Source organism: Pseudomonas sp. SP16.1 (assembly GCF_052682975.1).
Window position 1 is genome coordinate 2,147,255 of the sequence record NZ_JBQYFZ010000001.1, and the last position, 24,215, is coordinate 2,171,469.

General features: G+C 66.2%; 18 protein-coding genes. 9 read left to right on the plus strand and 9 right to left on the minus strand.

Annotated elements, in window-relative coordinates; genetic code table 11:
• Positions 1 to 34: 34 nt before the first annotated feature.
• Positions 35 to 2,311: a fatty acid cis/trans isomerase gene (locus tag ACUTAF_RS10495; RefSeq protein WP_445579895.1), complete on the minus strand. Its 2,277-nt coding sequence runs from the start codon at positions 2,309 to 2,311 to the stop codon at positions 35 to 37.
• A 150-nt stretch (positions 2,312 to 2,461) separates the two neighbouring features.
• Here ACUTAF_RS10495 and metH point away from each other — a divergent pair, with 150 nt between their 5' ends.
• Positions 2,462 to 6,172 (plus strand): methionine synthase, encoded by a 3,711-nt coding sequence (gene metH / locus ACUTAF_RS10500; protein WP_445579896.1) that lies wholly within the window; start codon positions 2,462 to 2,464, stop codon positions 6,170 to 6,172.
• 90 nt (positions 6,173 to 6,262) lie between these two features.
• Positions 6,263 to 7,588 (plus strand): diguanylate cyclase domain-containing protein, encoded by a 1,326-nt coding sequence (locus tag ACUTAF_RS10505; protein ID WP_445579897.1) that lies wholly within the window; start codon positions 6,263 to 6,265, stop codon positions 7,586 to 7,588.
• A gap of 1 nt (position 7,589) precedes the next feature.
• Here the strand turns inward: ACUTAF_RS10505 and ACUTAF_RS10510 are convergent, their stop codons facing one another.
• The gene (locus ACUTAF_RS10510) at positions 7,590 to 7,889 is read right to left on the minus strand and encodes a DUF1883 domain-containing protein (protein WP_445579898.1); all 300 of its coding nucleotides are present in this window, start codon (positions 7,887 to 7,889) and stop codon (positions 7,590 to 7,592) included.
• A gap of 175 nt (positions 7,890 to 8,064) precedes the next feature.
• Between ACUTAF_RS10510 and ACUTAF_RS10515 the strand changes: the two genes are divergently transcribed.
• From ACUTAF_RS10515 to ACUTAF_RS10525, 3 genes are all read left to right on the plus strand, one after another.
• Entirely contained in the window at positions 8,065 to 8,667 is a 603-nt protein-coding gene (locus ACUTAF_RS10515; RefSeq protein ID WP_445579899.1) for a hypothetical protein, read from the plus strand.
• A gap of 150 nt (positions 8,668 to 8,817) precedes the next feature.
• On the plus strand, positions 8,818 to 9,843 hold the full coding sequence (locus ACUTAF_RS10520) for a DUF5924 family protein (RefSeq protein WP_445579900.1): 1,026 nt from the start codon (positions 8,818 to 8,820) through the stop codon (positions 9,841 to 9,843).
• A gap of 15 nt (positions 9,844 to 9,858) precedes the next feature.
• Positions 9,859 to 10,887, plus strand: a complete 1,029-nt coding sequence (locus ACUTAF_RS10525) for an RNA methyltransferase (protein ID WP_445579901.1) — start codon at positions 9,859 to 9,861, stop codon at positions 10,885 to 10,887.
• 64 nt (positions 10,888 to 10,951) lie between these two features.
• Here the strand turns inward: ACUTAF_RS10525 and ACUTAF_RS10530 are convergent, their stop codons facing one another.
• From ACUTAF_RS10530 to ACUTAF_RS10540, 3 genes are all read right to left on the minus strand, one after another.
• Positions 10,952 to 12,358 (minus strand): NAD(P)/FAD-dependent oxidoreductase, encoded by a 1,407-nt coding sequence (locus ACUTAF_RS10530; protein ID WP_445579902.1) that lies wholly within the window; start codon positions 12,356 to 12,358, stop codon positions 10,952 to 10,954.
• Positions 12,359 to 12,403: 45 nt separating this feature from the next.
• Complete coding sequence (locus ACUTAF_RS10535) at positions 12,404 to 13,225, minus strand: AraC family transcriptional regulator (RefSeq protein WP_445579903.1); 822 nt, start codon at positions 13,223 to 13,225, stop codon at positions 12,404 to 12,406.
• Positions 13,226 to 13,298: 73 nt separating this feature from the next.
• Positions 13,299 to 16,517, minus strand: coding sequence for a DUF1631 family protein (locus tag ACUTAF_RS10540; protein ID WP_445579904.1), 3,219 nt, complete (start codon positions 16,515 to 16,517; stop codon positions 13,299 to 13,301).
• A gap of 208 nt (positions 16,518 to 16,725) precedes the next feature.
• Between ACUTAF_RS10540 and ACUTAF_RS10545 the strand changes: the two genes are divergently transcribed.
• Positions 16,726 to 16,944: a DUF2970 domain-containing protein gene (locus ACUTAF_RS10545; protein WP_445579905.1), complete on the plus strand. Its 219-nt coding sequence runs from the start codon at positions 16,726 to 16,728 to the stop codon at positions 16,942 to 16,944.
• 1 nt (position 16,945) lies between these two features.
• On the opposite strand, the gene ACUTAF_RS10550 is transcribed toward ACUTAF_RS10545, so the two are convergent.
• Positions 16,946 to 17,998: an ABC transporter substrate-binding protein gene (locus tag ACUTAF_RS10550; protein WP_445579906.1), complete on the minus strand. Its 1,053-nt coding sequence runs from the start codon at positions 17,996 to 17,998 to the stop codon at positions 16,946 to 16,948.
• A gap of 430 nt (positions 17,999 to 18,428) precedes the next feature.
• Here ACUTAF_RS10550 and ACUTAF_RS10555 point away from each other — a divergent pair, with 430 nt between their 5' ends.
• Both ACUTAF_RS10555 and ACUTAF_RS10560 read left to right on the plus strand, forming a co-directional pair.
• The gene (locus ACUTAF_RS10555) at positions 18,429 to 20,087 is read left to right on the plus strand and encodes a nitrite/sulfite reductase (protein WP_445579907.1); all 1,659 of its coding nucleotides are present in this window, start codon (positions 18,429 to 18,431) and stop codon (positions 20,085 to 20,087) included.
• Entirely contained in the window at positions 20,071 to 20,568 is a 498-nt protein-coding gene (locus tag ACUTAF_RS10560; protein WP_445579908.1) for a DUF934 domain-containing protein, read from the plus strand. The genes ACUTAF_RS10555 and ACUTAF_RS10560 overlap by 17 nt, the downstream gene beginning before the upstream one ends.
• Positions 20,569 to 20,644: 76 nt before the next feature.
• Here the strand turns inward: ACUTAF_RS10560 and ACUTAF_RS10565 are convergent, their stop codons facing one another.
• On the minus strand, positions 20,645 to 21,229 hold the full coding sequence (locus ACUTAF_RS10565; RefSeq protein ID WP_445579909.1) for a TetR/AcrR family transcriptional regulator: 585 nt from the start codon (positions 21,227 to 21,229) through the stop codon (positions 20,645 to 20,647).
• A 103-nt stretch (positions 21,230 to 21,332) separates the two neighbouring features.
• On the opposite strand from ACUTAF_RS10565, the gene ACUTAF_RS10570 reads away from it, so the two are divergent.
• On the plus strand, positions 21,333 to 21,770 hold the full coding sequence (locus ACUTAF_RS10570) for a hotdog fold domain-containing protein (RefSeq protein ID WP_445579910.1): 438 nt from the start codon (positions 21,333 to 21,335) through the stop codon (positions 21,768 to 21,770).
• Between the two features lie 201 nt (positions 21,771 to 21,971).
• Here ACUTAF_RS10570 and ACUTAF_RS10575 read toward each other — a convergent pair whose 3' ends face one another.
• Entirely contained in the window at positions 21,972 to 22,961 is a 990-nt protein-coding gene (locus tag ACUTAF_RS10575; RefSeq protein ID WP_445579911.1) for a YhdH/YhfP family quinone oxidoreductase, read from the minus strand.
• Positions 22,962 to 23,082: 121 nt separating this feature from the next.
• Entirely contained in the window at positions 23,083 to 24,102 is a 1,020-nt protein-coding gene (gene sohB, locus ACUTAF_RS10580; protein ID WP_445579912.1) for a protease SohB, read from the minus strand.
• Positions 24,103 to 24,215: the final 113 nt, after the last annotated feature.

Sequence of the window (24,215 nt, forward strand, 5' to 3'; positions counted from 1 at the left end):
TTAGTAGGAATTAATCGCAACCATTCCAGCGGGACTACAGGTTCTGGTAGCGGTTCATATCCAGCACGCCCGCCTCCAGCGGCTGGGTCTCGCGGATATGTTCGGCCAGGTCGTGGAAATGACGCCAGAACTGCGGGTGACTGCGACGGATACCCCAGCGCTCGACGATGCGCTCGAAGCCGGCGGCGTCGCGGGCGCCCTCCATCTGCGCGACGAATTCGTTCATCTCGCTGGCCCTGAGGCTAAACAGGAAGTTCGGGTAGCTGCTCAGCACTTCCGGATAGATGGTCAGGCTGTCCAGCCGCGGCTGGTAGCGCAGCTCCTCGCCGAGCATGAAGGCCACGTTGCTGTGCGCGCGATTGCGCAGCAGGCTGTAAACCTCGCGCCTGCCGTCGTCGAGCTCCACCCGCAGCAGGGTCGCCTCCGGTAGCTGATCGATCACTGGCAGGCCGCCGGCCGGACGACTGGCCAGCCGCGCCAGCGCCTGCTCCGCATGCTGCAGCGCCGGCACGAGGCCATCGCGATAGCAGCGCGCGCCATTGCAGCGGTTGATCGGGTCGGGTCGGGCATTGAGGGAGGCGAGGCGCTGGAGCAGCTGCTCGGCGAACCGGCGCTTGGGGTCGCCGCCTTCCAGCGTCAGGGCGCTGGGCGTACGGTGGTCGACTTCGGTGTAATCCAGCCACATCTTCAGCTTGCCGCTGTTCTGGTACCAGTCGTCCAGGTAGCCCTCGCGCGCCTGGGCCGGCAGCAGGCGAAGGAAGTTGACCTCCGCGCCGTTGCGGATCAGGTCGAAGTACAGGCGGGTCTGCGCCTGATGCGAGACATCGCCGAACACGTCGAAATTGACCACCAACTGATAGTAGGTGCGCTCCAGCAGCGGATAGTCCATCCACCAGAGGGTCTGCGGGATCTCGCCGATCAGCCCCTTACGTACCGAGGCGCTGTCGTGCTGGCGGAAGATCGACAGCAGCGCGTTGTCGTTACCGCTCCAGACATGCCCCCAGTCGGCCGGCGGCGCATCGGCGTAGGCGGCCTTGCGCAGGTTTTCGTAGGCGTTGCGCTTGTTGCGGTAGGTGCGCCAAAGGCCCGGCAACTCGCCGATGTCGCCGAACTGCCCGGGCATGGCCAGCAGCGGGGTGGCCTCGGCGCGGTAGGCGGCATCGGTGATATAGAGGTCATGCTCCGGCGCCTGGAACAGGGTCCAGAAGTTATCGCGGATCACGTCGGTGGCGATCTGCCCGCGACACACCGGCCCGCGGATAAAGGTGCGTACGAAGTATTCGGCGTTATCCAGCATGAACTGATAGCGCGCCCGGGGCGGAATCGCGGCGAAGGTTTCGAAGGGGTTGGCGCGACGCTGCGCGCCGTAGCCGGGCACCGCATCCAGCGCCCAGTCCTCGGCGAAGAACAGCTGCCTGACCCGTGCCAGCTTGGCGGTGCTGAGTGGATAGGTGATATGGGTCTTGTGCACGATGGCGCCTTGCACCGGCGCCAGACGATAGTGGAACGCGGTGCCCGGGTCGTCGTTGGGCCGGCGCGTGGCGATCGGATCGATCGGCTGGCCGCCGGGTGTGCGCGAGCGCAGCAGCTGGAAGAAATGGCCGGGTTCGCCGCCCTCGAAATGCAGGTGGGCGAGAAACAGGTGCTCGTACAGCCAGCGCGCCACCAGGTTCTGCCGCGCGCCGGGGGCGTTGAAAAAGGCTTCCCATTCGGCGATCTGCCGGCGTTCGGTGGCGTTGGGGTACAGGGCCTGCTCGGTCACCGGCGCGCCCTGCTCCAGCCATTGCGTGAGGGTGGCGTATTCGGCATCGCTCAGGCCGGTGACGGCGAACGGCATGCCGCCGTGGGGGTTGTTCAGCGCATAGCTGGCGAACTCCTCCGGCACCGCGCAGCTGTTGCTGCGCCTGATGGAAATATCCAGCTTCTCCGGCAACTTGGCGCCGGCCTCCAGCGGCTGGCTTCGGCCCAGCTCGAGCATGCGTTTGAGCAGTGCGGCCTGGCCATCCGCCGCATCGAGCACCGAATGAAAGTGGCGCTGGCGCCAGGCCGCCTCGCCGTGAGCATCCAGATACAGGCGCGTCGTGGCCTGGGCCTGCCGGCGCGTGCCGTCGTAGACCGCAGCCTTGCTGGCGCCGCGGGTCAGCCCTTCGCCACTGCCGAGATTGAGTTGGCAGGGCGCGTCGTAGCAGGCATGGCAGGCCACGCACTTGTGGGTGAGGATGGGCTGCACGTCCGCCGCGTAGGAAATCGCTTCGGCACGGGCCAGGCCGGCTGCGAGGGAAAAGACAAACAGGGCAGCGGGCTTGAGCATTGCGACATCCTTTTGGCGATGGCGGGATTCTAACGAGATGCCGCCCCCAGCAACATGAATGAAATTCATGCAAAAGCCACCAACGCTCCAGCGCCCCGCAGCTTTGCTATCATCGCCCGCCTTTGTTCCCGCTTTGCTCAGGTAGCTCCCATGTCCGATCGCAGCGCCCGCCTCCACGCCCTCCAGCAAGCCCTGAAGGAGCGCATCCTGATCCTCGACGGCGGCATGGGCACCATGATCCAGAGCTACAAGCTGGACGAGGCCGACTACCGCGGCGCGCGCTTCGCCGACTGGCCGAGCGACGTCAAGGGCAACAACGACCTGCTGCTGCTGACCCAGCCGCAGATCATCGCCGAGATCGAGCGTGCCTACCTGGACGCCGGCGCCGACATCCTGGAAACCAATACCTTCAATGCCACCCGGGTGTCGCAGGCCGACTACGACATGGAGGCTCTGGTGTACGAGCTGAACGTCGCCGGCGCCCGCGTCGCCCGCGAGGTGGCCGACGCCAAGACCCTGGAGACCCCGGATCGCCCGCGCTTCGTCGCCGGCGTCCTCGGCCCGACCAGCCGCACCTGCTCGATCTCCCCCGACGTCAACGATCCCGGTTTCCGCAACGTCACCTTCGACGAGCTGGTGGAGAATTACACCGAGGCCACCCGCGGCCTGATCGAGGGCGGCGCCGACCTGATCCTGATCGAGACCATCTTCGACACGCTCAACGCCAAGGCGGCGATCTTCGCCGTGCAGCAGGTGTTCGAGGAGGACGGCGTCGAATTGCCGATCATGATCTCCGGCACCATCACCGACGCCTCCGGCCGCACCCTGTCCGGCCAGACCACCGAGGCGTTCTGGAACTCGGTGCGCCACGCCAAGCCGATTTCCGTGGGTCTGAACTGCGCCCTCGGCGCCAAGGACCTGCGTCCGTACCTGGAAGAACTGGCCAACAAGGCCGACACTCATGTGTCCGCGCACCCCAACGCCGGCCTGCCCAACGCCTTCGGCGAGTACGACGAATCGCCCGCCGAGATGGCGGCGGTGGTGGAAGAGTTCGCCGCTTCGGGTTTCCTGAACATCATCGGCGGTTGCTGCGGCACCACCCCGGCGCATATCCAGGCGATCGCCGAGGCGGTGGCCAAGTACTCGCCGCGCGTGATCCCGGACATTCCCAAGGCCTGCCGCCTGTCGGGCCTGGAGCCCTTCACCATCGACCGCAACTCGCTGTTCGTGAACGTCGGCGAGCGCACCAACATCACCGGCTCGGCCAAGTTCGCCCGTCTGATCCGCGAGGAGAACTACACCGAGGCCCTGGAAGTCGCCCTGCAGCAGGTGGAAGCCGGCGCACAGGTGATCGATATCAACATGGACGAAGGGATGCTGGATTCGCAGGCCGCGATGGTGCGCTTCCTCAACCTGATCGCCGGCGAGCCGGACATCTCCCGCGTGCCGATCATGATCGACTCCTCCAAGTGGGAGGTGATCGAAGCGGGCCTCAAATGCATCCAGGGCAAGGGCATCGTCAACTCGATCTCGATGAAGGAAGGCGTCGAGGCCTTCAAGCACCACGCCAAGCTGTGCAAGCGCTACGGCGCCGCCGTGGTGGTGATGGCCTTCGACGAGGTCGGCCAGGCCGACACCGCCGCGCGCAAGAAGGAAATCTGCCAGCGCAGCTACGACATTCTGGTCAATGAAGTCGGCTTCCCGCCGGAAGACATCATCTTCGACCCGAACATCTTCGCCGTCGCTACCGGTATCGAGGAGCACAACAACTACGCGGTGGACTTTATCGAGGCCTGCGCCTATATCCGCGACGAGCTGCCCTATGCGCTGTCGTCCGGCGGCGTGTCCAACGTGTCGTTCTCGTTCCGCGGCAACAACCCGGTGCGCGAGGCGATCCACTCGGTGTTCCTCTACTACGCGATCCAGAACGGCCTGACCATGGGCATCGTCAACGCCGGCCAGCTGGAGATCTACGACGAGATACCCAGGGAGCTGCGTGACGCGGTCGAAGACGTGGTGCTCAACCGTAACGACGGCGCCACCGAGGCGCTGCTAGCCATCGCCGACAAATACAAGGGCGACGGCGTCGCCAAGGAAGTCGAGAACGAGGAATGGCGCTCGCTGCCGGTGGCCAAGCGTCTGGAGCACGCACTGGTCAAGGGCATCACCGCCTTCATCGTCGAGGACACCGAGGAGTGCCGCCAGCAGTGCGCACGCCCCATCGAGGTCATCGAAGGCCCGCTGATGGCCGGCATGAACGTGGTCGGCGACCTGTTCGGCTCGGGCAAGATGTTCCTGCCCCAGGTGGTCAAGTCCGCCCGGGTGATGAAACAGGCCGTGGCGCACCTGATTCCCTTTATCGAGGCGGAGAAAGGCGACAAGCCGGAGGCCAAGGGCAAAATCCTCATGGCGACCGTAAAAGGCGACGTGCACGATATCGGCAAGAATATCGTCGGCGTGGTGCTCGGCTGCAACGGCTACGACATCGTCGACCTCGGCGTGATGGTGCCGGCGGAAAAGATCCTGCAGACCGCCATCGAGGAGAAATGCGACATCATCGGCCTGTCCGGGCTGATCACTCCGTCGCTGGACGAGATGGTCCACGTCGCCAAGGAGATGCAGCGCCAGGGCTTCACCCTGCCGCTGATGATCGGCGGCGCCACCACCTCCAAGGCGCATACCGCGGTGAAGATCGAGCCGCAGTACCAGAACGATGCGGTGATCTATGTCACCGACGCCTCGCGCGCCGTGGGCGTGGCCACCCAGCTGCTGTCCAAGGAACTGAAAGCCGAGTTCGTGCAGAAGACCCGCGACGAGTACGTGGTGGTGCGCGAGCGCACCTCGGCGCGCGCCTCGCGTACCGAGCGCCTGTCCTACGCCGACGCCCTGGCCAACAAGCCGCAGTTCGACTGGGCCGGCTACAGCGCGCCGAAGCCGAGCTTCACCGGCGTGCAGGTGCTGGAGGATATCGACCTGGCGACCCTGGCCCAGTACATCGACTGGACGCCCTTTTTCATCTCTTGGGACCTGGCCGGCAAGTACCCGCGCATCCTCACCGACGAGATCGTCGGCGAAGCGGCTACCAGCCTATTCAACGATGCCCAGGCGATGCTCAAGAAGCTGATCGACGAGAAGCTGATCAAGGCCCGTGCCGTCTTCGGCTTCTGGCCGGCCAACCAGGTGGCGCACGACGACATCGAAGTCTACGGCGACGACGGCAAGCCACTGGCCACCCTGCACCACCTGCGCCAGCAGACCATCAAGCCCGACGGCAAGCCGAACCTGTCGCTGGCCGACTTCGTCGCGCCCAAGGAAAGCGGCAAGGCCGATTATGTCGGCGGCTTTATCACCACCGCCGGCATCGGCGCCGAGGAAGTGGCCAAGGCTTATGAGGCCAAGGGCGACGACTACAACGCGATCATGGTCAAGGCCCTGGCCGACCGTCTGGCCGAAGCCTGCGCCGAGTGGCTGCACGAGCGCGTGCGCAAGCAGTACTGGGGCTACGCCGCGGACGAGCAACTGGACAACGAAGCGCTGATCCGCGAGCAGTACAAGGGCATCCGCCCCGCCCCTGGCTACCCGGCCTGCCCGGACCACACCGAGAAGGCCACGCTGTTCAACCTGCTCGACCCCACAGCCGACTACAACCAGGCCGGCAAGAGCGGCGTGTTCCTTACCGAGCACTACGCCATGTTCCCGGCCGCGGCCGTGTCCGGCTGGTACTTCGCCCACCCCGAGGCCCAGTATTTCGCCGTGGGCAAGGTGGACCAGGACCAGATCGAGAGCTACAGCAAGCGCAAGGGCCAGGACATCGCCGTAAGCGAGCGTTGGCTGATGCCGAATCTGGGCTACGACAGCTGATCCACAGGGCCCGCTACCGCGGGCCCTGTGGCATTGCCTGGAAGTCGCCTGCGTTCCCAGGACTTGGCAGGCGGCCATGCACAAAGCATCATGGCATGGCGCCAGCAACCTTCGATCAGCCCCGATGATCCGACCTTGATTCCGCTGTTCGCCCTCGCCACCCTTGTCTCCATCCTGCTGGTGCTGGTGCTGCTGCAGCGCCAACGGCAGCTGCGCCGACAATGGCGCGCAGTGCTCGGGCAGCTGGAGTGCGGCGCGATCGAAGTGAACGACGGCCGGGTGAGCTGGCACAACGCAGCCGCTGCGACCTTGCTGGGCGACGCCGAGCGCTCATTGCCGAGCGCCCGACTGTCGGAGTTGCTCCCCGACGACATGCTGCAGAAGCTGGATGCGCCGCACCAGCTCACGCTGCGCGGCCTCGACGGCCAGTCACGTACCCTGCAGATAAATCGGATAGCCGGCAGACCGACATTGCTCTTGCTCCGCCCGGCGCTGGCCGAGGCCGAGCGCTTCCAGCGCAGCCAGTACTTCGCCCGCATCGGCACCTGGGACTGGGATATCGACACCAACCAGCTGTACTGGTCGGACGCCATCTACGGCATGTTCGGCTATCAGGTCGGCGAGGTGACGCCGAGCTATGAACTGTTCTGCGCCAGCGTGCACCCGGACGACCGCGAGCAGGTACGTGCCGGCGAACTGCGCTGCATCGAGAGCGGCGAGAACCATTACGAGGAATACCGGGTGGTTTGGCCGGACGGTACGCTGCGCTGGCTGCGCGAGACCGGCAACGTGGTCAAGGACGAGCGCGGCACGGCGGTGAAGATGATGGGCGTGGTGCGCGATATCACCGAGGAAAAGGCCTGGGCCAGCCAGATGCATCGGCTGGCCCATCACGACCCCTTGACCGGCCTGCCCAATCGCCTGGTGTTCGAGAGCGGGCTGAACGCAGCCCTGAAGCGGGCCGGACGCAATCAGGCGCGCATGGCCCTGGTGTTCATCGACCTCAACGGCTTCAAGGCGATCAACGACCGCCTCGGCCACAGCGCCGGCGACCAGTTGCTCAAGGCTGTAGCGACTCGCCTGCAGGGCGTCCTGCGCGGCTCGGACAGCGTGGCGCGGGTGGGCGGCGACGAGTTCGTCGCCATCCTCGAAGGCCTGTCGCCTGCCCACGACGCCGAGGCAGAAGCGCGCATCATCGCGGAAAAACTGCTGGCCGCCCTGACCCCGCCGGTGCAGCTGGGCGAGGCGCTACAGCAGGTCGGCGCCAGCCTGGGAAATGCCCTGTATCCCGACCAGGCGCAGACCCGCGACCAGCTGATCCATCTCGCCGACCAGGCCATGTACAAGGCCAAGCGCAGCGGCGACAACCAGTACCGCCTGGCTCAGGCGCCGTCCCGGCGAACTGCGGGCGAGTAGCTCAGATTCCGCTGTGCCTGCTACGCACGATCTTGATCGAATACTCCATCTGCGGCTTGCGCGTCACGCTGACGGCGCGGCGACTCACGGTGTCCAGGGTGATGTTCCAGAAACCGCTGCTCGGCACGCGGATCTTCGCCGGGAACTTGATAAAGGCGCCGCCGTGGTAGCTGTGGCGGCCACGGTTCTTGAAGGCGCGGAAGTTGGCGTCGTTCATCAGGCGGATGTTGCAGGGCTGCGAACACTCGATGACGACCAGGTCGCCCTCGTTCAGTTGCTCGCGCTGGTGGATGAATTTCATGCGCGGTTCCAGTTGGATCGGGGGCGCGACGATAGCACGAGCGCGCGCCGCGGGCAGCGCCGGCACGACGGAGCGCGCCTGCCCAAGCGCTGCTAGGCTGATCTCACTCGTCGCGCCGGCCAGGCGTGGCGAACATTTAGACCACGCCAATGTGTCGCCATGCAGGAGCATGCCCATGAAGACCTCCAGTTTCCTTGCACCTATGCTGATCGCCGGCCTGCTGCTCGGCTGTCAAAGCCAGGCCGACCAGCAGCTCGGCGGCGAACATGACCGCAGCGAGGTCTTCGAGCCGGGCAAGCCCGGCGGCGCGGTGCTGGAAACCGAGGAGGTACGCGCCGAGGTCAGCGCCATCGATACCACCAAACGCAGCTTTACCCTCACCGACGAACAGGGACGCAGCCGCACCCTGCAGGCGCCACCGGAGATGCGCAATTTCGACCAGCTCAAGGTCGGCGATCAGGTTCGAGCCGTGATCGGCCTGGAACGCATCGTCCATCTGCGCGAACCGGGCGAAATGAGCGAAGACGGTGCCGCCGGCATCCTGGCTACCGCACCGGAAGGCAGCAAACCGGCCCTGTTGATGGCCGAGACGCTGGAACTCACCGCAGTGATCAAGGCCATGGACAGCGCCCAGCGTACAGCCACGCTGCAATTCGCCGACGGCAGCCAGCGCGTCGTCAAGGTGCGCCCCGATGTCGAGATGAAGCCCGAGTATCTGGGCCGCGAACTGGTGCTGCGCATGACTTCGGCGATAGCCGTCAGCGTCGAACCCCAGTGATCTCAGCCGGCTGAATCGGCAGATGGGGCGGGCCCTGGCGATGACGCCCCGTCACAATGCCCGCCACCGCGCGACGCTGTGCCGGCCAGGGCTGGACACCCCGGGGAGTGGGCCCTAGCATGCGCGGCCACGCCGTCGTACAACGCCGCCATGAAAATCCTGCTAGACCGCATCCCCACCCTGCTCGCCTGGATACGCCGCTACCCCGGCCTGGTCGCCGCCTTCGGCTTCTGCTCGGGGCTGGCCAGCTTCCTGCTGGTCGAGCGCCAGGCCAATCTGGCCAAGGTGCTCGGCGTGGTGCTGCTGGCGAGCTGGCTGTGGCTGCTGCTGGAGAACCTGCTGCGTGAACGCATCGCCCGGCGTTTCGGTTTCGAACTGCCGGTCCCGCTGCTGCGCTACGCAACGCAGATGATCCACCAGGAAAGCCTGTTCTTCGTCCTGCCGTTCTTCTTCATCACCACCACCTGGAACAGCGGCCAGTTGCTGTTCAGCGGCCTGCTGGCCGGCGCCGCGCTGGTTTCCATCATCGACCCGCTGTACTTCCGCTGGCTCGCCCCTCGTCGCTGGCTGCTGCTGATGTTCCACAGCCTGGCCCTGTTCGCGGTGATGCTGACCGCGCTGCCGATCATCTTTCACCTCAGTACGCCGCAGAGCTACCGCGTCGCGCTGGTTCTGGCCACCCTGCTGACGCTGCCGAGCCTGCACGGGATGATCGACTTCGGCGGCTGGCGCCGGGTCGTAGCCCTCGCCGCCCTGCCGCTGGCCCTGTGCGCCGGCGGCTGGCTGGCGCGGGCCTGGGTGCCTCCGGCCACGCTGTGGCTGACCGAAGTGGCGGTCTCCAGTGAGTTCGACGGCGCGCAGCGTTCGCCCGGACGCTCGATCGAGCGCATCAGCCCGGCCCAGCTGAGCACTGGCGGGCTCTACGCCTACACCGCGATCAACGCCCCGCGCGGGCTGAACGAACGCATCTACCACGTCTGGCGCCACAACGGCCGCGAGGTGGATCGCATCGCCCTGGACATTCAGGGGGGCCGCAAGCAGGGCTACCGCGCCTGGAGCCACAAGCAAAACTTTCCCAGCGAGGTGCTGGGACGCTGGCAGGTGCAGGTGCTCACCGAGGCCGGGCAGCTGATCGGCGTGCTGCGCTTCGACGTGGCCGAAGCCCCCGGCAACTGATAGCATCCGCGCCCCATGCAGCTCGCCGATCTCAACCGACGCCTCGCCGAACTCGGCGCCAAACCCCAACATAGCGGGCGGATCACTCGCGCCTGGCTGCAGGGCAAGGCGCTGGACACCGGCACCAAACACCAGCAGACCGAGAACTTCCTGCCGCTGTCCGTACGCCAGGGCTTGCCGGCGCTTGCCGCCGACCTCGACAAGCTGGCCCGGCTGCGCTCCGAGCATCCCGGCGCCGACGGCTCGGCGCGCCTGCTGGTGGAGTTGGCCGACGGGCAGATGGTGGAAAGCGTGCTGCTGCCGCGCGATGGCCTGTGCATCTCCAGCCAGGTCGGCTGCGCGGTGGGCTGCGTGTTCTGCATGACCGGCAAGAGCGGCCTGCTGCGCCAGCTCAGCAGCGCCGAGATGGTCGCCCAGGTAGCCCTGGGCCGGCGCTTTCGCCCGGTCAAGAAGGTGGTATTCATGGGCATGGGCGAACCGGCGCACAACCTCGACAACGTGCTCGAGGCCATCGACCTGCTCGGCACCGAGGGCGGCATCGGCCACAAGAACCTGGTGTTTTCCACGGTGGGCGACCCGCGGGTGTTCGAGCGCCTGCCCAAACAGCGCGTGCGCCCTGCCCTGGCACTGTCGCTGCATACCACCGATGCCGAGCTGCGCCAGCGCCTGCTGCCGCGCGCGCCGCGCATCGATCCCGAACAGCTGATGGAACTGGGCGAAGCCTACGCCCGCAGCATCGACTATCCGATCCAGTACCAGTGGACGCTGCTCAAGGGTATCAATGACAGCCAGGCGGAGATGGACAATATCCTTCGCCTGTTCAAGGGCAAGTTCGCCGTACTCAACCTGATCCCCTACAACAGCCTGGAAGCCGACGACTACCAGCGCCCCGACGGCGAGCGCATCGTGCAGATGGTGCGCTACCTGCACAGCCGTGGCGTATTGACCAAGGTGCGCAACAGCGCCGGCCAGGATATCGACGGCGGCTGCGGCCAGCTGCGCGCCCGCGCCACCGAGCTGATTCCACTGCGCCGGGTTCGCTGAACGCCCCCCTCGCAGGGTGCGCCACGCGCACCGGCAATCGAAGTCTCGGACGCAACGCACCGCCTCAACTCATCAGGCTTTCCATGCGCTCTGCCACCGCCTGCGCCAGGCGACGACGCCAGGCGGGGCTGCGCGGGTTGGCCAGCACCCGGTCCTCATGCACGAAGCTGCGCACGATGGCGTTGTAACCGAGCCAGCGGCAGGGCTCCGGCTCCCAGCGGCGCAGGCTGGACACCGGGCCGTCCGCCAACACCCAGGGCTGCCTTGTCAGTTCAGTGTCGCGACCGAGGATCAGGTCGGCCAGGGTCCGCCCACCCAGGTTGCTGGCGCCGACGCCCTCGCCGCCGTAGCCACCGGACAGGGCGATGCGGTTGCGAGAATCGCGCAGCATATGCGGCTGGAAGCCCCGCGCCATGCCCAGATTGCCACCCCAGGCGTGACTCAGGCGCACGTCGCGCAGCTGCGGGAACAGCTCGCCCAGCAGGTAGCGGCGTAATGCGCGCTCGTCGTCGCGGAGGTTGAAATCGCGGCGCAGGCGCCCGCCGAAGCGATAGCCGCCGCGCGCACCGAACACCAGACGGTCGTCGAGGCTGCGCTGGCCGTAGGTGACCTGACGACTGAACTCGCTGAAGGCCTGGCCGCGCTCCAGGCCGATGCCGGCCCAGAGTTCCGCCGGCAGCGGCTCGGTGGCCACCAGCAGGCTCTGCACCGGCAACTGGTGCCGCCCCAGTGGCGGCAAGCTGGCAGCGTAGCCTTCGATCGCCGGCACCACCCAGTCGGCGCGGACGCCGCCCTGGGCGGTGCGTACCCGTCCGGGGCGCCAGTCGAGCACCGGGCTGCGTTCGTAGAGCTCGACGCCCAGCGCCTCGACGCAGCGCGCCAGGCCGCGCACCAGCTTGGCCGGGTCGATGGTCGCGCAGTGCGGGCTGTACAGCGCGCCGTAGGCATTGGCCACACGCAACTGCTCGGCCAGCTCGCGCGGCGCCAGCCAGCGGTAGTCGTCCTCGCCCAGGCCCAGCGCGCGCAGAGCCTCGAGGTAGCCGCGCAGACGCACCTGCTGCTCCGGGTAGCGCGCGGCGCAATACAGCACGCCGCCCTTGCGCAAGTCACAATCGATGCCTTCGTGTTCGCTCACCCGCGCCACTTCGTCGGGCATGCCGTGCAGCAGGTCGAAGGAGGCCTTGCGCGCGGCAGGCGGCAGGCCGGCCAGCAGCCGCTCCTCGCCGAGCAGGTTGCCCATCAGCCAGCCGCCGTTGCGCCCGGAGGCGCCGAAGCCGGCGGTCTCGGCCTCCACGATCACCACACGTAGTTGCGGCGCTTGACGCTTGAGGTAATAGGCGGTCCATAGCCCGGTATAGCCGGCGCCGATGATCGCCACGTCGGCCCGCACTTGTGCCTGCAGGCTGGGCCGCGCCTGCAGCGGATCGTCGAGCCGATCCATCCACAGGCTGATGTTGCGCCAGGGGTTCATCCTCGCCTCCATCACCATTCGATGCGCCAAGGCTAATTGCAGCGCTCAGTCGCTGTCTTGCCTGCGGGCCCGCGCGGAAAACTGCTTGAGATAGGCCCTGGGCGTCATGCCCATGCGTTCGCGGAAGCATTTGTAGAAGGCCGACAACGAATTGAAGCCGGCGGCAAAGGCCAGCTCGTCGACACGCCCCTGATCGCTGCCGGCCCGCAGGCCATCGAGCAGGTGCTGCAAGCGAGCACGATTGACGTAGCGGTAGAAGCTCTCGCCGAGCACCTGGTTGAGCAGGTGGGAGATCTGGTTGCGGCTGTAGCCGGTGGCCGTCGCCACCTGCTGCAGATCCAGCCCCGGATCGAGAAAGGCCTGGCTGCGTTGGAAGTAGTCCTGCAGGTCATGCGCCAGTTGGCCGAGCTGGCGCGGCGACAGGCCCAGCCGGCTGATCGCCGGACGCGCACTGGCCGGCTCGCCGGCATGACCCGCCTCGCGCACCAGGGTGGCGTATTCGTTGATGCGCCAGATCAGCCCGTCGCGCACGGTGATCGACTCGCCGGTGCGGAACGATACCAGCCCCGCGCCGCCCTGCAGGCTGGTGCGGTACTGGATGAAGGCGGTGTGGCCGTCGATGCGGATGCGGTCGAGATGCTCCAGCACCTCGCCGGGCTGGCGCGGCAGGTTGCTCTCGACATAGTGGCGCAGCTCGCCCAGGCGCATGCAGCGCTGCTGGTAGAAATCGTTGTATTCGATATCCGGGTGGTACAGCGCCAGCACCGCGTCGAGGTCGCGGCGCTTCCAGCTCAGGTGGTAGCGCAGGATGGTCTCGCGCGTGCGCGCGCTCTGCGCGGCATCGTCGGCAAACGGGTCGTCGGACATGATGGCCAGGATCTTGGGGATACCCGCGCAGCTTGCCCGATTCGCGGCGGCCAGCCCAGGGGGATCGAGACGCCTAGATGCCGAGCCAGGTTTCCAGGCGCACCGGTCTGTGCACGGCGAAACCCTGTACGTAGTCCACGCCCATCTCCAGCAAACGCGCACGGATGCTCGGGGTCTCGACGTATTCGGCAATGGTCCGGCGCCCCAGGACATGGGCGATCTCGTTGATCGAACGAACCATGGCCAGGTCACTGGGCGAGCGCTCGATTTCCCTGACGAAGCTGCCGTCGATCTTCACGTAGTCCACCGGCAGCCGCTTGAGATATTCATAGGAGGAAAAGCCGACGCCGAAATCGTCGATCGAGAAGCTGCAGCCCGCGCTCTGCAGGTGGCGCACCAGGTCCGCGGTCTTGGCCAGGTTGGCGACCGCCGTGGTTTCCGTCAGTTCGAAGCAGATGCGCCGCGGATCCACCGCGTAACGCTCGAACAGGCTCTCGATGAAGCCCAGCAGCTTGTCGTCGCTCAGGCTGCTGCCTGACAGGTTGATCGACACCCCGCTGCAGCGCTCCCACAACTGCGGGTTACGCTCCAGCTCGCTGAAGATGCGCCGTAGCACCCAGCGATCCACCTTGCTCATGCGGTGGTAACGCTCCGCCGCGGCGATGAAGTCCTCCAGCCGCAGCTCGTTCTGCATCACCAGCAGCAGTTCGAAATGCGACAGCTCCTCGGAGTCGCTGGCGGTGGGGGCGATTTCCTGCACACGCAGCGCCAGCTCCTCGCGCTCGACTATGTCGTCCACGCGCGCGGCGATGGCCTGCAGCCCGGTACGCACATCGTCGTCGGCCATGCAGAAACGGTGCACGCGGTTGCGTCCTGCCTCCTTGGCGTTGTTGCAGGCGGTCTGCAGGTCGCAGAACAGGTTGGCCACGTCGTGACGCTCGGCCGCCTCCACCACGCCGATGCTGAGCGTGACGCCGTGGCGGTGGTCGGCCCAGACGAACCCGCTGCTCTCCACCTCCAGGCGAATCTGTTCGGCCAGCTCGGTCGCCTGGGCCTCGTCACAGCCGGGCAGCACCGCGGCGAAGTCCACGCCGCCGATCCGCGCCACGCAACTGGCCGTAGCCAGCCGGTGACGCAACTGACTGGCCACCTGGCGCAGGCAGGCATCGCCGGCCACAGGTCCGGCCAGGTTGTTGAGCAGGGTGAACTGGTCGATATGCACCATGATGAAAGACGGACGCGGCCCTTCGGCCAGGCTCTGCGCCACCAGCCCCTCGAAGATCCGCCGGTTGTGCAGTCCGGTCAGCTCGTCGTGGCTGCGCGCATGGGCCACCTCGCGGTACAGTCGCCCGACCATATCCTGCATGCCCTGCTGGATCAGGCTTTGCGGTTCGCTGGCGGCCTCACCGATCAGCAACGCGCCCTCGGCCAGCCGACCGGCCAGTTCCGCAGCATGGAAACTGCCCACCTCGCGGCCCTGGGCGCTGGCCAGCACGTAGTGATCCAGGTCGCGGTTGCTCCACACCAGCTGCAGCGGCTGGCCGTCGCGATCATGCAGCCAGTCGCCTTCCTGCAGGGCGTCGAGTCGTTCGTGCCAACGTTGCAGCGCCTCCGCAATCTCCGGCGGCGGTGGCGGTGCAGGTGGTGCGGCGACGAAACGCACCGGCTCCTCGCCAAGCAGCTCGGCGCGCAGGCGCGCGAGCACCACGCCATGCTGGTAGTACCCCGGGCTGAACTCCTCGATGCGCCGGCGCAGGATCTGCAGCCGGTGGTCGACGTCGTAGACCCGCGCCACCTGGTCGCCGCGGCTGTCGCCCTGGCCCTGCGCCTGCAGCTCCCGGCACAGCATGCTGGTCAGCGACAGGTCCAGGCGCCAGTGGTAGTTGTCCCTGCCCAGGCGGATCAGGCCATGGACCAGCAGCTCGCGCCAGCCGACCGCGAGCCAGTCGAGAAAGGATTGCGCCACCCGCTCACCGCTCATCTGCGCCAGCGCGGCGGCCACCTCGCGCTGAGCGAGCTCCAGCGTATCGCGTCCTTTGTGCAGTTGCTTGACCCGCTCGACGTTCTGCCGGCTGGCGCGTTGCTGCAGCCTGAGCAACTCCTCCAGCTCGCCATCGCAAGCGACGAAGGTTTCGTTGTCACCCTGGTAGTCGTTGGCGATGCGAGCGATCAATTCCTGCAGGCGATACTCCAGCGCCCGGTTCGGCAGTTCGCTGTTATGGGCCAGGCGCAGCAGGCGATCCAGCGTCGCCCGCACCGGGTGGGCGCTATCGGCGATGGCTGCCGGCTCCCTCAAGGTGGCCTGTAGCACCGGCAGCAGCAATTGCTCGAGCGCCGGCCTGACGGCCGGAGCCAGCTGTCCGCCCTGGACGATGTGCTGGAACAGTTCGCTGACCAGATGGGTGTCTTCGCGCTGCCGCGAGCTCATTTGGCAGTCCTGCTGCTCGAAGCGTTCGAGCAGCTCCTGGGCGCTCCAGCCACCGGGCGGTGCCTCCAGCCGACGCAACTCGCCCAGCACCGCATCGGGCGCCAGCGCGCCGCCCTGGCCCTGCTCCTGCGCCTCGATTGGCGCTTGCGCTTGCGGCGTGCATTGTCGCAGCTGGCCGATGGCCTGGTAGGTTGCGGTTGCCGACGGCGCGGGAGTCGGTCCCTGGCGCCCGCGTACCAGCACCTCGGGCTCCGGCAGAGGCTCGACCTGATGGGCCTCGAAGGCATCGAGCAGGGCCTGCAGATAGGCTTTCAACAGGACCGGCAAGATGCGCCCGGCCTCGGCCAGGTAAAGCGCCCGCACTGCTGCCGGCTGGTGCCGCAATTGCAGGTTGCCCTGCAGTTCGCGCAGGAGGAACTCGAAGGCCAGCGGATGATCGGCATCGGCGACGTGGTGACCGAGCAGGCGGTTGTAGCAACCGCAGGCGTGCCATTCCAGCGCCCCCAGGGTATCGCGCAGCACCCGCACCAGGCGGCGGGCCAGCAGCATGTCCTCGACTTCGGCATCGTCGACCAGGCGCCATTCGCCACGATCATCGAACAACACCGGCTGGGCACCGGCCATCCGCTGGATGCCTTGCCCGACCGCCAGGCAGGTGGCGCGCGTGACACGCTCGCCCTGACCGTGACACAAGCGCAGGAATTCGTCGCAGGCCTGTGCCTCGCGATTGGAAAAAGCACGCATACGCTGCTCGATCAGCGCATGCTCCAGACCCTTGAGCAGCTCGTGCAGAATGTCCGGCAAGCGACTGCGCACTTGGGCGATGAGCGCGTCGCGAAGTGGAACGGGTATCAGACTGGACATCCGTGTAATGCTCCTGGCTAACGACAGCCTCGAATGACTATAGCCGGTTCGGCTGGCGGAAAAAGCCCTGTGAACAAACACCAGACGGAGACCGGCCGCATCGCCCCGAATGTCTGCGTATCGCAGGGGCGATCATGGGCCCGGTCCGTCGCGCTCTTGCTCTGCCTGCCGTTCGACTAAGCTGAAAAGCAACGACAGAGGAGCGAACATGAGCGAGCCGGAAAAACAACCGCCACTCGGCTTCTGGGAGATGCTGCAGAGCGTGCTGGCCGCTGCGTTCGGCGTGCAGAGCGGCAAGAACCGCAGTCGCGACTTCAGCCGCGGCAAGCCCAGCCACTTCATCCTGCTCGGGGTGCTGTTCACCGGCATCTTCGTGCTGCTGTTGCTGGCCCTGGTGAAACTGGTGCTGCACCTGGCGGCGGGCTAAATCAGCGCAGCAATGGGTCGATGGAGCAGGCGTAGCGGCTCATCTGCGGCTGGCGGTTGGCACTGAAGCGGCGAAAATCCAGGCCGATGTCGGGCCGCTCCAGCAGCTGCAGCAGACGCGCCGCCTGCCGCTCGTCGATCAGGCGCAGCAGACTCACCACCTGATCCTTGCCGCCTCGCTGGGCGAAATCCAGCCCCTTGGCGTGGTCGTGCAACATTACCAGCGCACAGCCGCCGAGCAGGAAATGCCCGCTGGCCAACACGTCGATGCGCGCCCGGAACACCCTCGGCGAGTTGTTCAGCGCGCTGTAGCGAAGCCGCCGCCCCAGTTCCTGAGCCGCCTGCATCACGCCGAAGGCCATCTCGTCGTTGGCCGACCAGATCAGGCTGACCTGCGGATAGCGCGGCAACAGCACGCGGGCCTGGTCGTAGCCGCGCTGCTGCCGCCACTCGCCGTACAACTCCTGACGCAGTTGCACCTGTGGCGCCTCGCGCAGCGCCCGGCGCAGCCCCTCGAGGCGCAAGGTCGCCGAGGGGGTCTGCTTGATGCCGGAAAACGCCAGCATCTGCGTCTGCTCGTCGCCTGCCAGGGCGATCAGTGCCCGCCCCATCAGATAACCGGCCTCCTCGTCATTGGGCACCAGGCTGCCCAGCCAGTTGCCGTAACGCTCGCGGCTGCCGCCGGCCAACGCCTGCTGTTCGGCCGTCAGAGTGCTATGCAAAGCGAACAGGCGTACCCCGCTGCCATCGAACAGGCGCAGGATCTCGGGGCCGGTGAAGTGCTCGTTGACGAAGATCAGGTAATTGGGGAGCTCGTCCTGCTCGAGTACCCGCCGGGCATTGCGCAGGATGCGCGCCGTATCGCGCTCGCCATAGACCACCTGCAGCTCCATGCCAAGGTCGCCTGCAGCGTCGCGCATGAAACGCGAATAATCCGCCCAGAAGCGCTCGTCGGCATGCCCGGGATTGAGAAAGACCACCGATAGCGGCGATTCCTGCGCCCAGACAGCACCCCAGTTCAAGATGGCCAACAGGCCCAGGACCCACCTGATCACGACACCCTCCGATAACCGGGCGCAGTATAGGGGGTAGAAGCAAAAAGGCCGACCCTGAGGCGTCGGCCGGAGATTGCAGTTTACTGGCCGCTGACCCAGAACACCGCAGTGACCACGACGATCAGGATCAGGCTGAAGATGGCCCAGGCGTCGACCCTGCTGTCGGACTGGTCCGGTTCGCTATGCTCGCTCATGAGTCCCCCCTTTTATTGTGTTTGTCGGTGCCGCAACTCGCAGTTAAGACCAGGCCCGCTCCTCGCTCAAGCCAGCTGGTTATGCTCTGGGCGAGTCTTATTACTCAAAGTTCTGTTTATATACTCAAACATCACTTTTACGCATAACACTGAGCTGGTATCGTGCCCCGGCTCCGTGGGGAGAGCGCGGCCGTGCGCGCTGATTGGCAGTAAGCAGCCTGACAACAGGACCCTTCATGTACGTATATGACCAGTACGATCAGAAGATCGTCGAGGATCGCGTCAAGCAGTTCCGCGATCAAACCCGCCGCTACCTCGCCGGAGAGCTTAGCGGCGAGGAATTCCGCCCGCTGCGCCTGCAGAATGGCCTCTATATCCAGCGTTATGCGCCCATGCTGCGCATCGCGGTGCCCTACGGCCTGCTGTCGTCGACCCAGGTGCGCAAGCTGGCGCAGATCGCTCGTGACTACGACAAGGGCTACGCCCATATCAGCACCCGGCAGAACGTGCAGTTCAACTGGCCGGAGCTGGAAGACGTCCCCGAGATTCTCGCCGAGCTGGCCACCGTGCAGATGCACGCGATCCAGACCAGCGGCAACTGCATCCGCAATACCACCACCGACCAGTTCGCCGGCGTGGCCCGCGACGAGATCGTCGATCCGCGCCCCTGGTGCGAGATCATCCGCCAGTGGTCGACCTTCCACCCCGAGTTCAGCCACCTGCCGCGCAAGTTCAAGATCGCCGTCAACGGCGCCGTCAGCGACCGCGCCGCCATCGAGGTGCATGACATCGGCCTGGAAGCAGTGAAGAACGCCGCCGGCGAACTGGGCTTCCGCGTCTCCGTCGGCGGCGGCCTGGGCCGTACCCCGGTGGTCGGCAGCTTTATCAACGAGTTCCTGCCCTGGCAGCATCTGATCAGCTACCTCGACGCCATCCTGCGCGTGTACAACCGCTACGGCCGTCGCGACAACAAGTACAAGGCGCGGATCAAGATCCTGGTCAAGGCGCTGACCCCCGAGGTCTTCGCCGAGCGCGTGAATGCCGAGTGGGCGCACCTCAAGGATGGCCCGAGCACCCTGACCGAAGCGGAAGTGACACGCATCGCCGCGCACTTCGTCGACCCGGCCTATCGGCCCCTGGCCGACGAAGACACCCTGCTCGCCCAGCAGGACGCCGAGCATCCGGGCTTCGCCCGCTGGCGCCAGCGCAACACCTTCGCCCACAAGAAGCCCGGCTACGTCGCCGTGACCCTGTCGCTCAAGCCCACCGGCGTTGCGCCGGGCGACGTCACCGACAAGCAGCTCGACGCCATCGCCGACCTGGCCGACCGCTACAGCTTCGGTGAGGTGCGCAACAGCCACAACCAGAACGTCATCCTCGCCGACGTCGAGCAGCGCCAGCTGCTGGCCCTTTGGGGCGAGCTGCGCGAACAGGGCTTCGCCACCCCGAACGTCGGCCTGCTCACCGACATCATCTGCTGCCCGGGCGGCGACTTCTGCTCGCTGGCCAACGCCAAGTCGATCCCGATCGCCGAAGCCATCCAGCGCCGCTTCGACGACCTCGACTACCTGTTCGACATCGGCGACATCGAGCTGAACATCTCCGGCTGCATGAACGCCTGCGGTCACCACCACGTCGGCCATATCGGCATCCTCGGCGTGGACAAGAAGGGCCAGGAGTTCTACCAGGTGTCCCTCGGCGGCAGCGCCGGTCGCGAAGCCAGCCTGGCGCAGATTCTCGGCCCGTCCTTCGCCCAGGACGACATGGCCGATGTGATCGACAAGATCATCAAGGTCTACGTCGAGCAACGCACCGAAGAAGAAAGCTTCCTCGATACCTACCGCCGCATCGGTATCGACCCGTTCAAGGAGCGCGTCTATGCAGCGAATCATTAAGAACGGCCAGGTGATCGACGAAACCTGGCACCTGCTGGCCAAGGACGTGACGCTGGACGCGATCCCCAACTGCGACGACATCATCGTCCCGCTGGCGTTGTGGCGCGAGCACGCCCATGCCCTCAAGGCCCGCGATGGCGGCCTGGGCGTATGGCTGGAAGCCGGCGACGAGGTCGAGGAAATCGCCGATGATCTCGCGCATTTCCAGGTCATCGCCCTGGAGTTTCCGGCCTTCACCGACGGCCGTCACTCCTCCAGCGCCTACCTGCTGCGCACCCGCTACGGCTATACCGGCGAGGTGCGCGCCATCGGCGACGTGCTGCGCGATCAGTTGTTCGCCCTGCGCCGCGTCGGCTTCGACGCCTTCGCCCTGCGCGCCGACAAGGATCCGTATGACGCGCTCAAGGCCTTCGAGGATTACAGCGAGGTTTACCAGGCCTCGGTCGACCAGCCGCAACCGCTGTTCCGCCGCCGCGCCTGATCCCTGCTGCAACGAACAAGCCCCGCCACCGGCGGGGCTTGTTCGTTTACGGCACTGAAAGCTGCACCCGCGCCACCTAAGGGTTCGCCCGCACCGACTCCCAGGCGATCTGCGCCAGCAGCTCGCGGCACGCGCCCAGCTCGCTCTGGCTGCGTCCGGCCAGCCAGTTGCGCGCCAGGTCCTGGCTCGGACCGATCACCAGCGCGGCGAAGCAGTCGTCGGGCATGGCCTTGAACGCCCCCTGCTGGCGGTATTCGGCCAGCGCCGCGAGAATCCGCGCGTAGTGCAGGCGATTGGCCTCGCGCAGCGCCTCCCCCATTTCCCCCGACTCGACCCGAGCGCGACCATGCAGGATGAAGCGCGCCCAATCCGGGTTGGCCTCCACCCAGTCGATGTAGCTGGTCACCAGCAGCTTGACGCAAGCCTCGGCGCTATCCGCCGAGGCGAAGCCGCGCTCCAGCAATTCGGCATATTGCGCCGTACCGGCCAGGTACAGCGCGCCGATGATGCGCTCCTTGTTACCGAAGTGGTGATACAGGCTGCCGATGCTGGCGCCCGAACGGTCGCGGATCATTTCGATGGTGGTGGCATCGATGCCCTGCTCGGTGAAGCAGGCCAGCGCGGCCTGGAGAATCTCGTCTTTACGCGATGGACGGGGCATGCCGCTCCTCGATGATTAGAATATTTTTCTAGAATTATCTTCTAGCACTCGTATACTGCCCCGGCGCGCGCTCATCTTCAATCGCAACCCGCAGGAGATAGTCATGAGTCAGATGTTGCAGATGTTCCAGCAAGCCGGCCCGGCGCAGTTCAGCGCACTGATCGGCCAGGTCGCCCCCTACTTCGCCAGCATCGCCCCGCAGATGGTCGAGTTGCGCCCCGGCTATGCCGAGGTGAGATTCCCGAAACGTCGCGAGGTGCTCAACCATATCGGCACCGTGCACGCCATCGCCCTGTGCAACGCCGCCGAGCTGGCGGCCGGCAGCATGACGGATGCCTCGATCCCGGCCGGCTGCCGCTGGATTCCCAAGGGCATGAGCGTGGAGTACCTGGCCAAGGCCGACGGCGATATCCGCACCGTGGCCGACGGCAGCGCGCTGGACTGGAGCCAGCTCGGCGACATCAAGGTGCCGGTGCAGGCCTATGTCGGTGACAAGCCGGTGTTTCGCGCACAAATCACCATGTACGTCAGCCGGGCGTGACCGCACCAGACCCGTCGTCGACTTAAAGCCGTTCACTTAAACGTCGGTCAGCTGCGATCAATCCCCTCGGGAGAGGGGAACTGACAGTTTCGCGGCATTAGCTGCCCTCTCCCCCAACCCCTCTCCCGTAAACGGGAGAGGGGAGCAAGCGCACGCGATCTCAAGTGCGCGCCCCCCGTCATCGACGGGCTTCTCGTTCAGTCAATCCAGCCGCACCAGCACGCGACCGACCATGCCGCCAGACAGAATCCGCTCGATGGCCGCCGGCAACTCTTGCAGAGCGACTTCCTGGCACAGCGCCGAGAGATCGAGCTTCCATTGCAGCGACAGCTTGTCCCACATTGAGGCCTTGACCACCAGCGGCAACTCCACCGAATCCACGCCAAGCAGGTTGACTCCGCGCAGGATGAACGGCAGCACGCTGGCCTGGAAGCCGACGCCGGCGGTCAGCCCGCAACACGCCACGCTGCCGCTATGACGCAAGGACTTGACCACACTGAACAGGATGTCGCCGCCCACGGTGTCCACCGCCGCCGCCCAGCGCTCCTTGAGCAGCGGCCGCTCGACGCCCTGCTGCAGCTCCTCGCGGCTGACGATCTCGTCGGCGCCCAGGCCGCGGAGAAATTCGCCCTGCTCGGCCTTGCCGGTGGCAGCGGCGACGCGGTAGCCCAGCGCCTTCAACAACACCACGGCGATGCTGCCGACGCCGCCCGTGGCGCCGGTAACCAGCACAGTGCCGGCCTCGGGGGCTACGCCGGCCTGCTCCAGCTTGTCTACGCACAGCGCGGCCGTCAGGCCGGCGGTGCCGAGCAGCATCGCCTCACGCAGGGATAGACCCTGCGGACGCTTGATTGCCCAGGCCGCCGGTACGCGAATGTACTGGCCGAAGCCGCCGGCGGTGTTCATGCCCAGGTCGTAGCCGGTGACTATCACCTCGTCGCCGGGGGCGAACTCGGCGACGTCGGAGGCCTCCACCACGCCGGCAGCGTCAATTCCCGGCGTATGCGGATAGACCTTGGTAACGCCGCGATTGCCGCTGGCCGACAGCGCGTCCTTGTAGTTGAGCGAGGAATAGCGCACGCGGATCAGCAACTCGCCGGCGGGCAGATCCTCGACCCGCCGCGCCGCCACCTGGCGCTGAAAACTGCCATCGGCGCCTTCACTGACCAGCAAGGCCTTGAATTCAGTCATCACCTTCTCCTTTTGTCATTGTTCGGTGGCGCCGGGCGCGTAGAGTCTATTCAGGATTTCGTAAGCTAGAGCCTGTTGGTAACGCCACAGGGCCGACGCGCAGCAAATCCTGGACAGGCTCCTACCAGAAACGCTGCTGGTTGAGCCGGCTCAGCCAGGTCAGCACGAAGCGATCAAGGGCCATGCTGGCGGCGAGACCAACCCGCTCCTGCAGGCTCTTCTTGTGGGCGAAATGCAGGTGGAACAGCTCGGCCTGCGCGGCGCGCTCGGCCAGGTACTGGTCGCTGGTCTTGAGCTCGTCCACCAGCAGGCGCTCCTGGGCGGACAGGCCCAGCCAGACCTCGCCGGTGGCGATGGCATCGATGTCCAGCTGCGGGCGATAGCGGGCGACGAAGCCCTTGAACAGCTCGTGAGTGGTATCCAGGTCCTCCTGGAACTTCTCCCGGCCCTTGTCGGTGTTCTCGCCGAACACGGTCAGGGTGCGCTTGTACTCACCGGCGGTGAGCACCTCGAAATCGATGTCGTGCCTCTTCAGCAGGCGATGCACGTTGGGCAGCTGCGCCACCACGCCGATGGAGCCGAGGATGGCGAAGGGCGCGGCGAGAATCTTCTGGCCGATGCAGGCCATCATGTAGCCGCCACTGGCAGCCACCTTGTCGACGCAGACGGTGAGCGGGATGCCGGCCTCGCGAATGCGCACCAGCTGCGACGAGGCCAGGCCGTAGCTGTGCACCATGCCGCCGCCGCTTTCCAGGCGCAGCACCACCTCGTCCTCGGCCTTGGCCATCGACAGCAGTGCGGTCACCTCATGGCGCAGGTGATCGGTGGCCGAGGCCTTGATATCGCCATCGAAATCCAGCACGAACACTCGCGGCTTGCTGGTCGCGTGCTTCTTTTCCTGCTTGGCCGCCTTGGCCTCAGCCTTGCGCGCCGCCTTGAGCTGATCCTTGTGCAACACGCTATGCTCGAGGCGCTCGCGCAGGTCCTTGTAGAAATCGTTGAGTTTCTGTACCTGCAGCTGGCCGCTGCTGCGTCTACCCTTGCCGCGCGTGGCGGCAACCGCCGCCAGCCCCACGACGACGGCGACTACCAGGGTCAGGGTTTTCGCCAGAAAGCTGGCGTACTCGCTAAGAAACTCCACGTATCCCCCTTGGACAATGCGGCGGCGCCTGGGCGCACAAAGGCCCAAGCATACCGGCGCCAGCGCTCTCCGGCCAACCTCGGCGATGGCCGATGAAGGTGGCATCGACAATT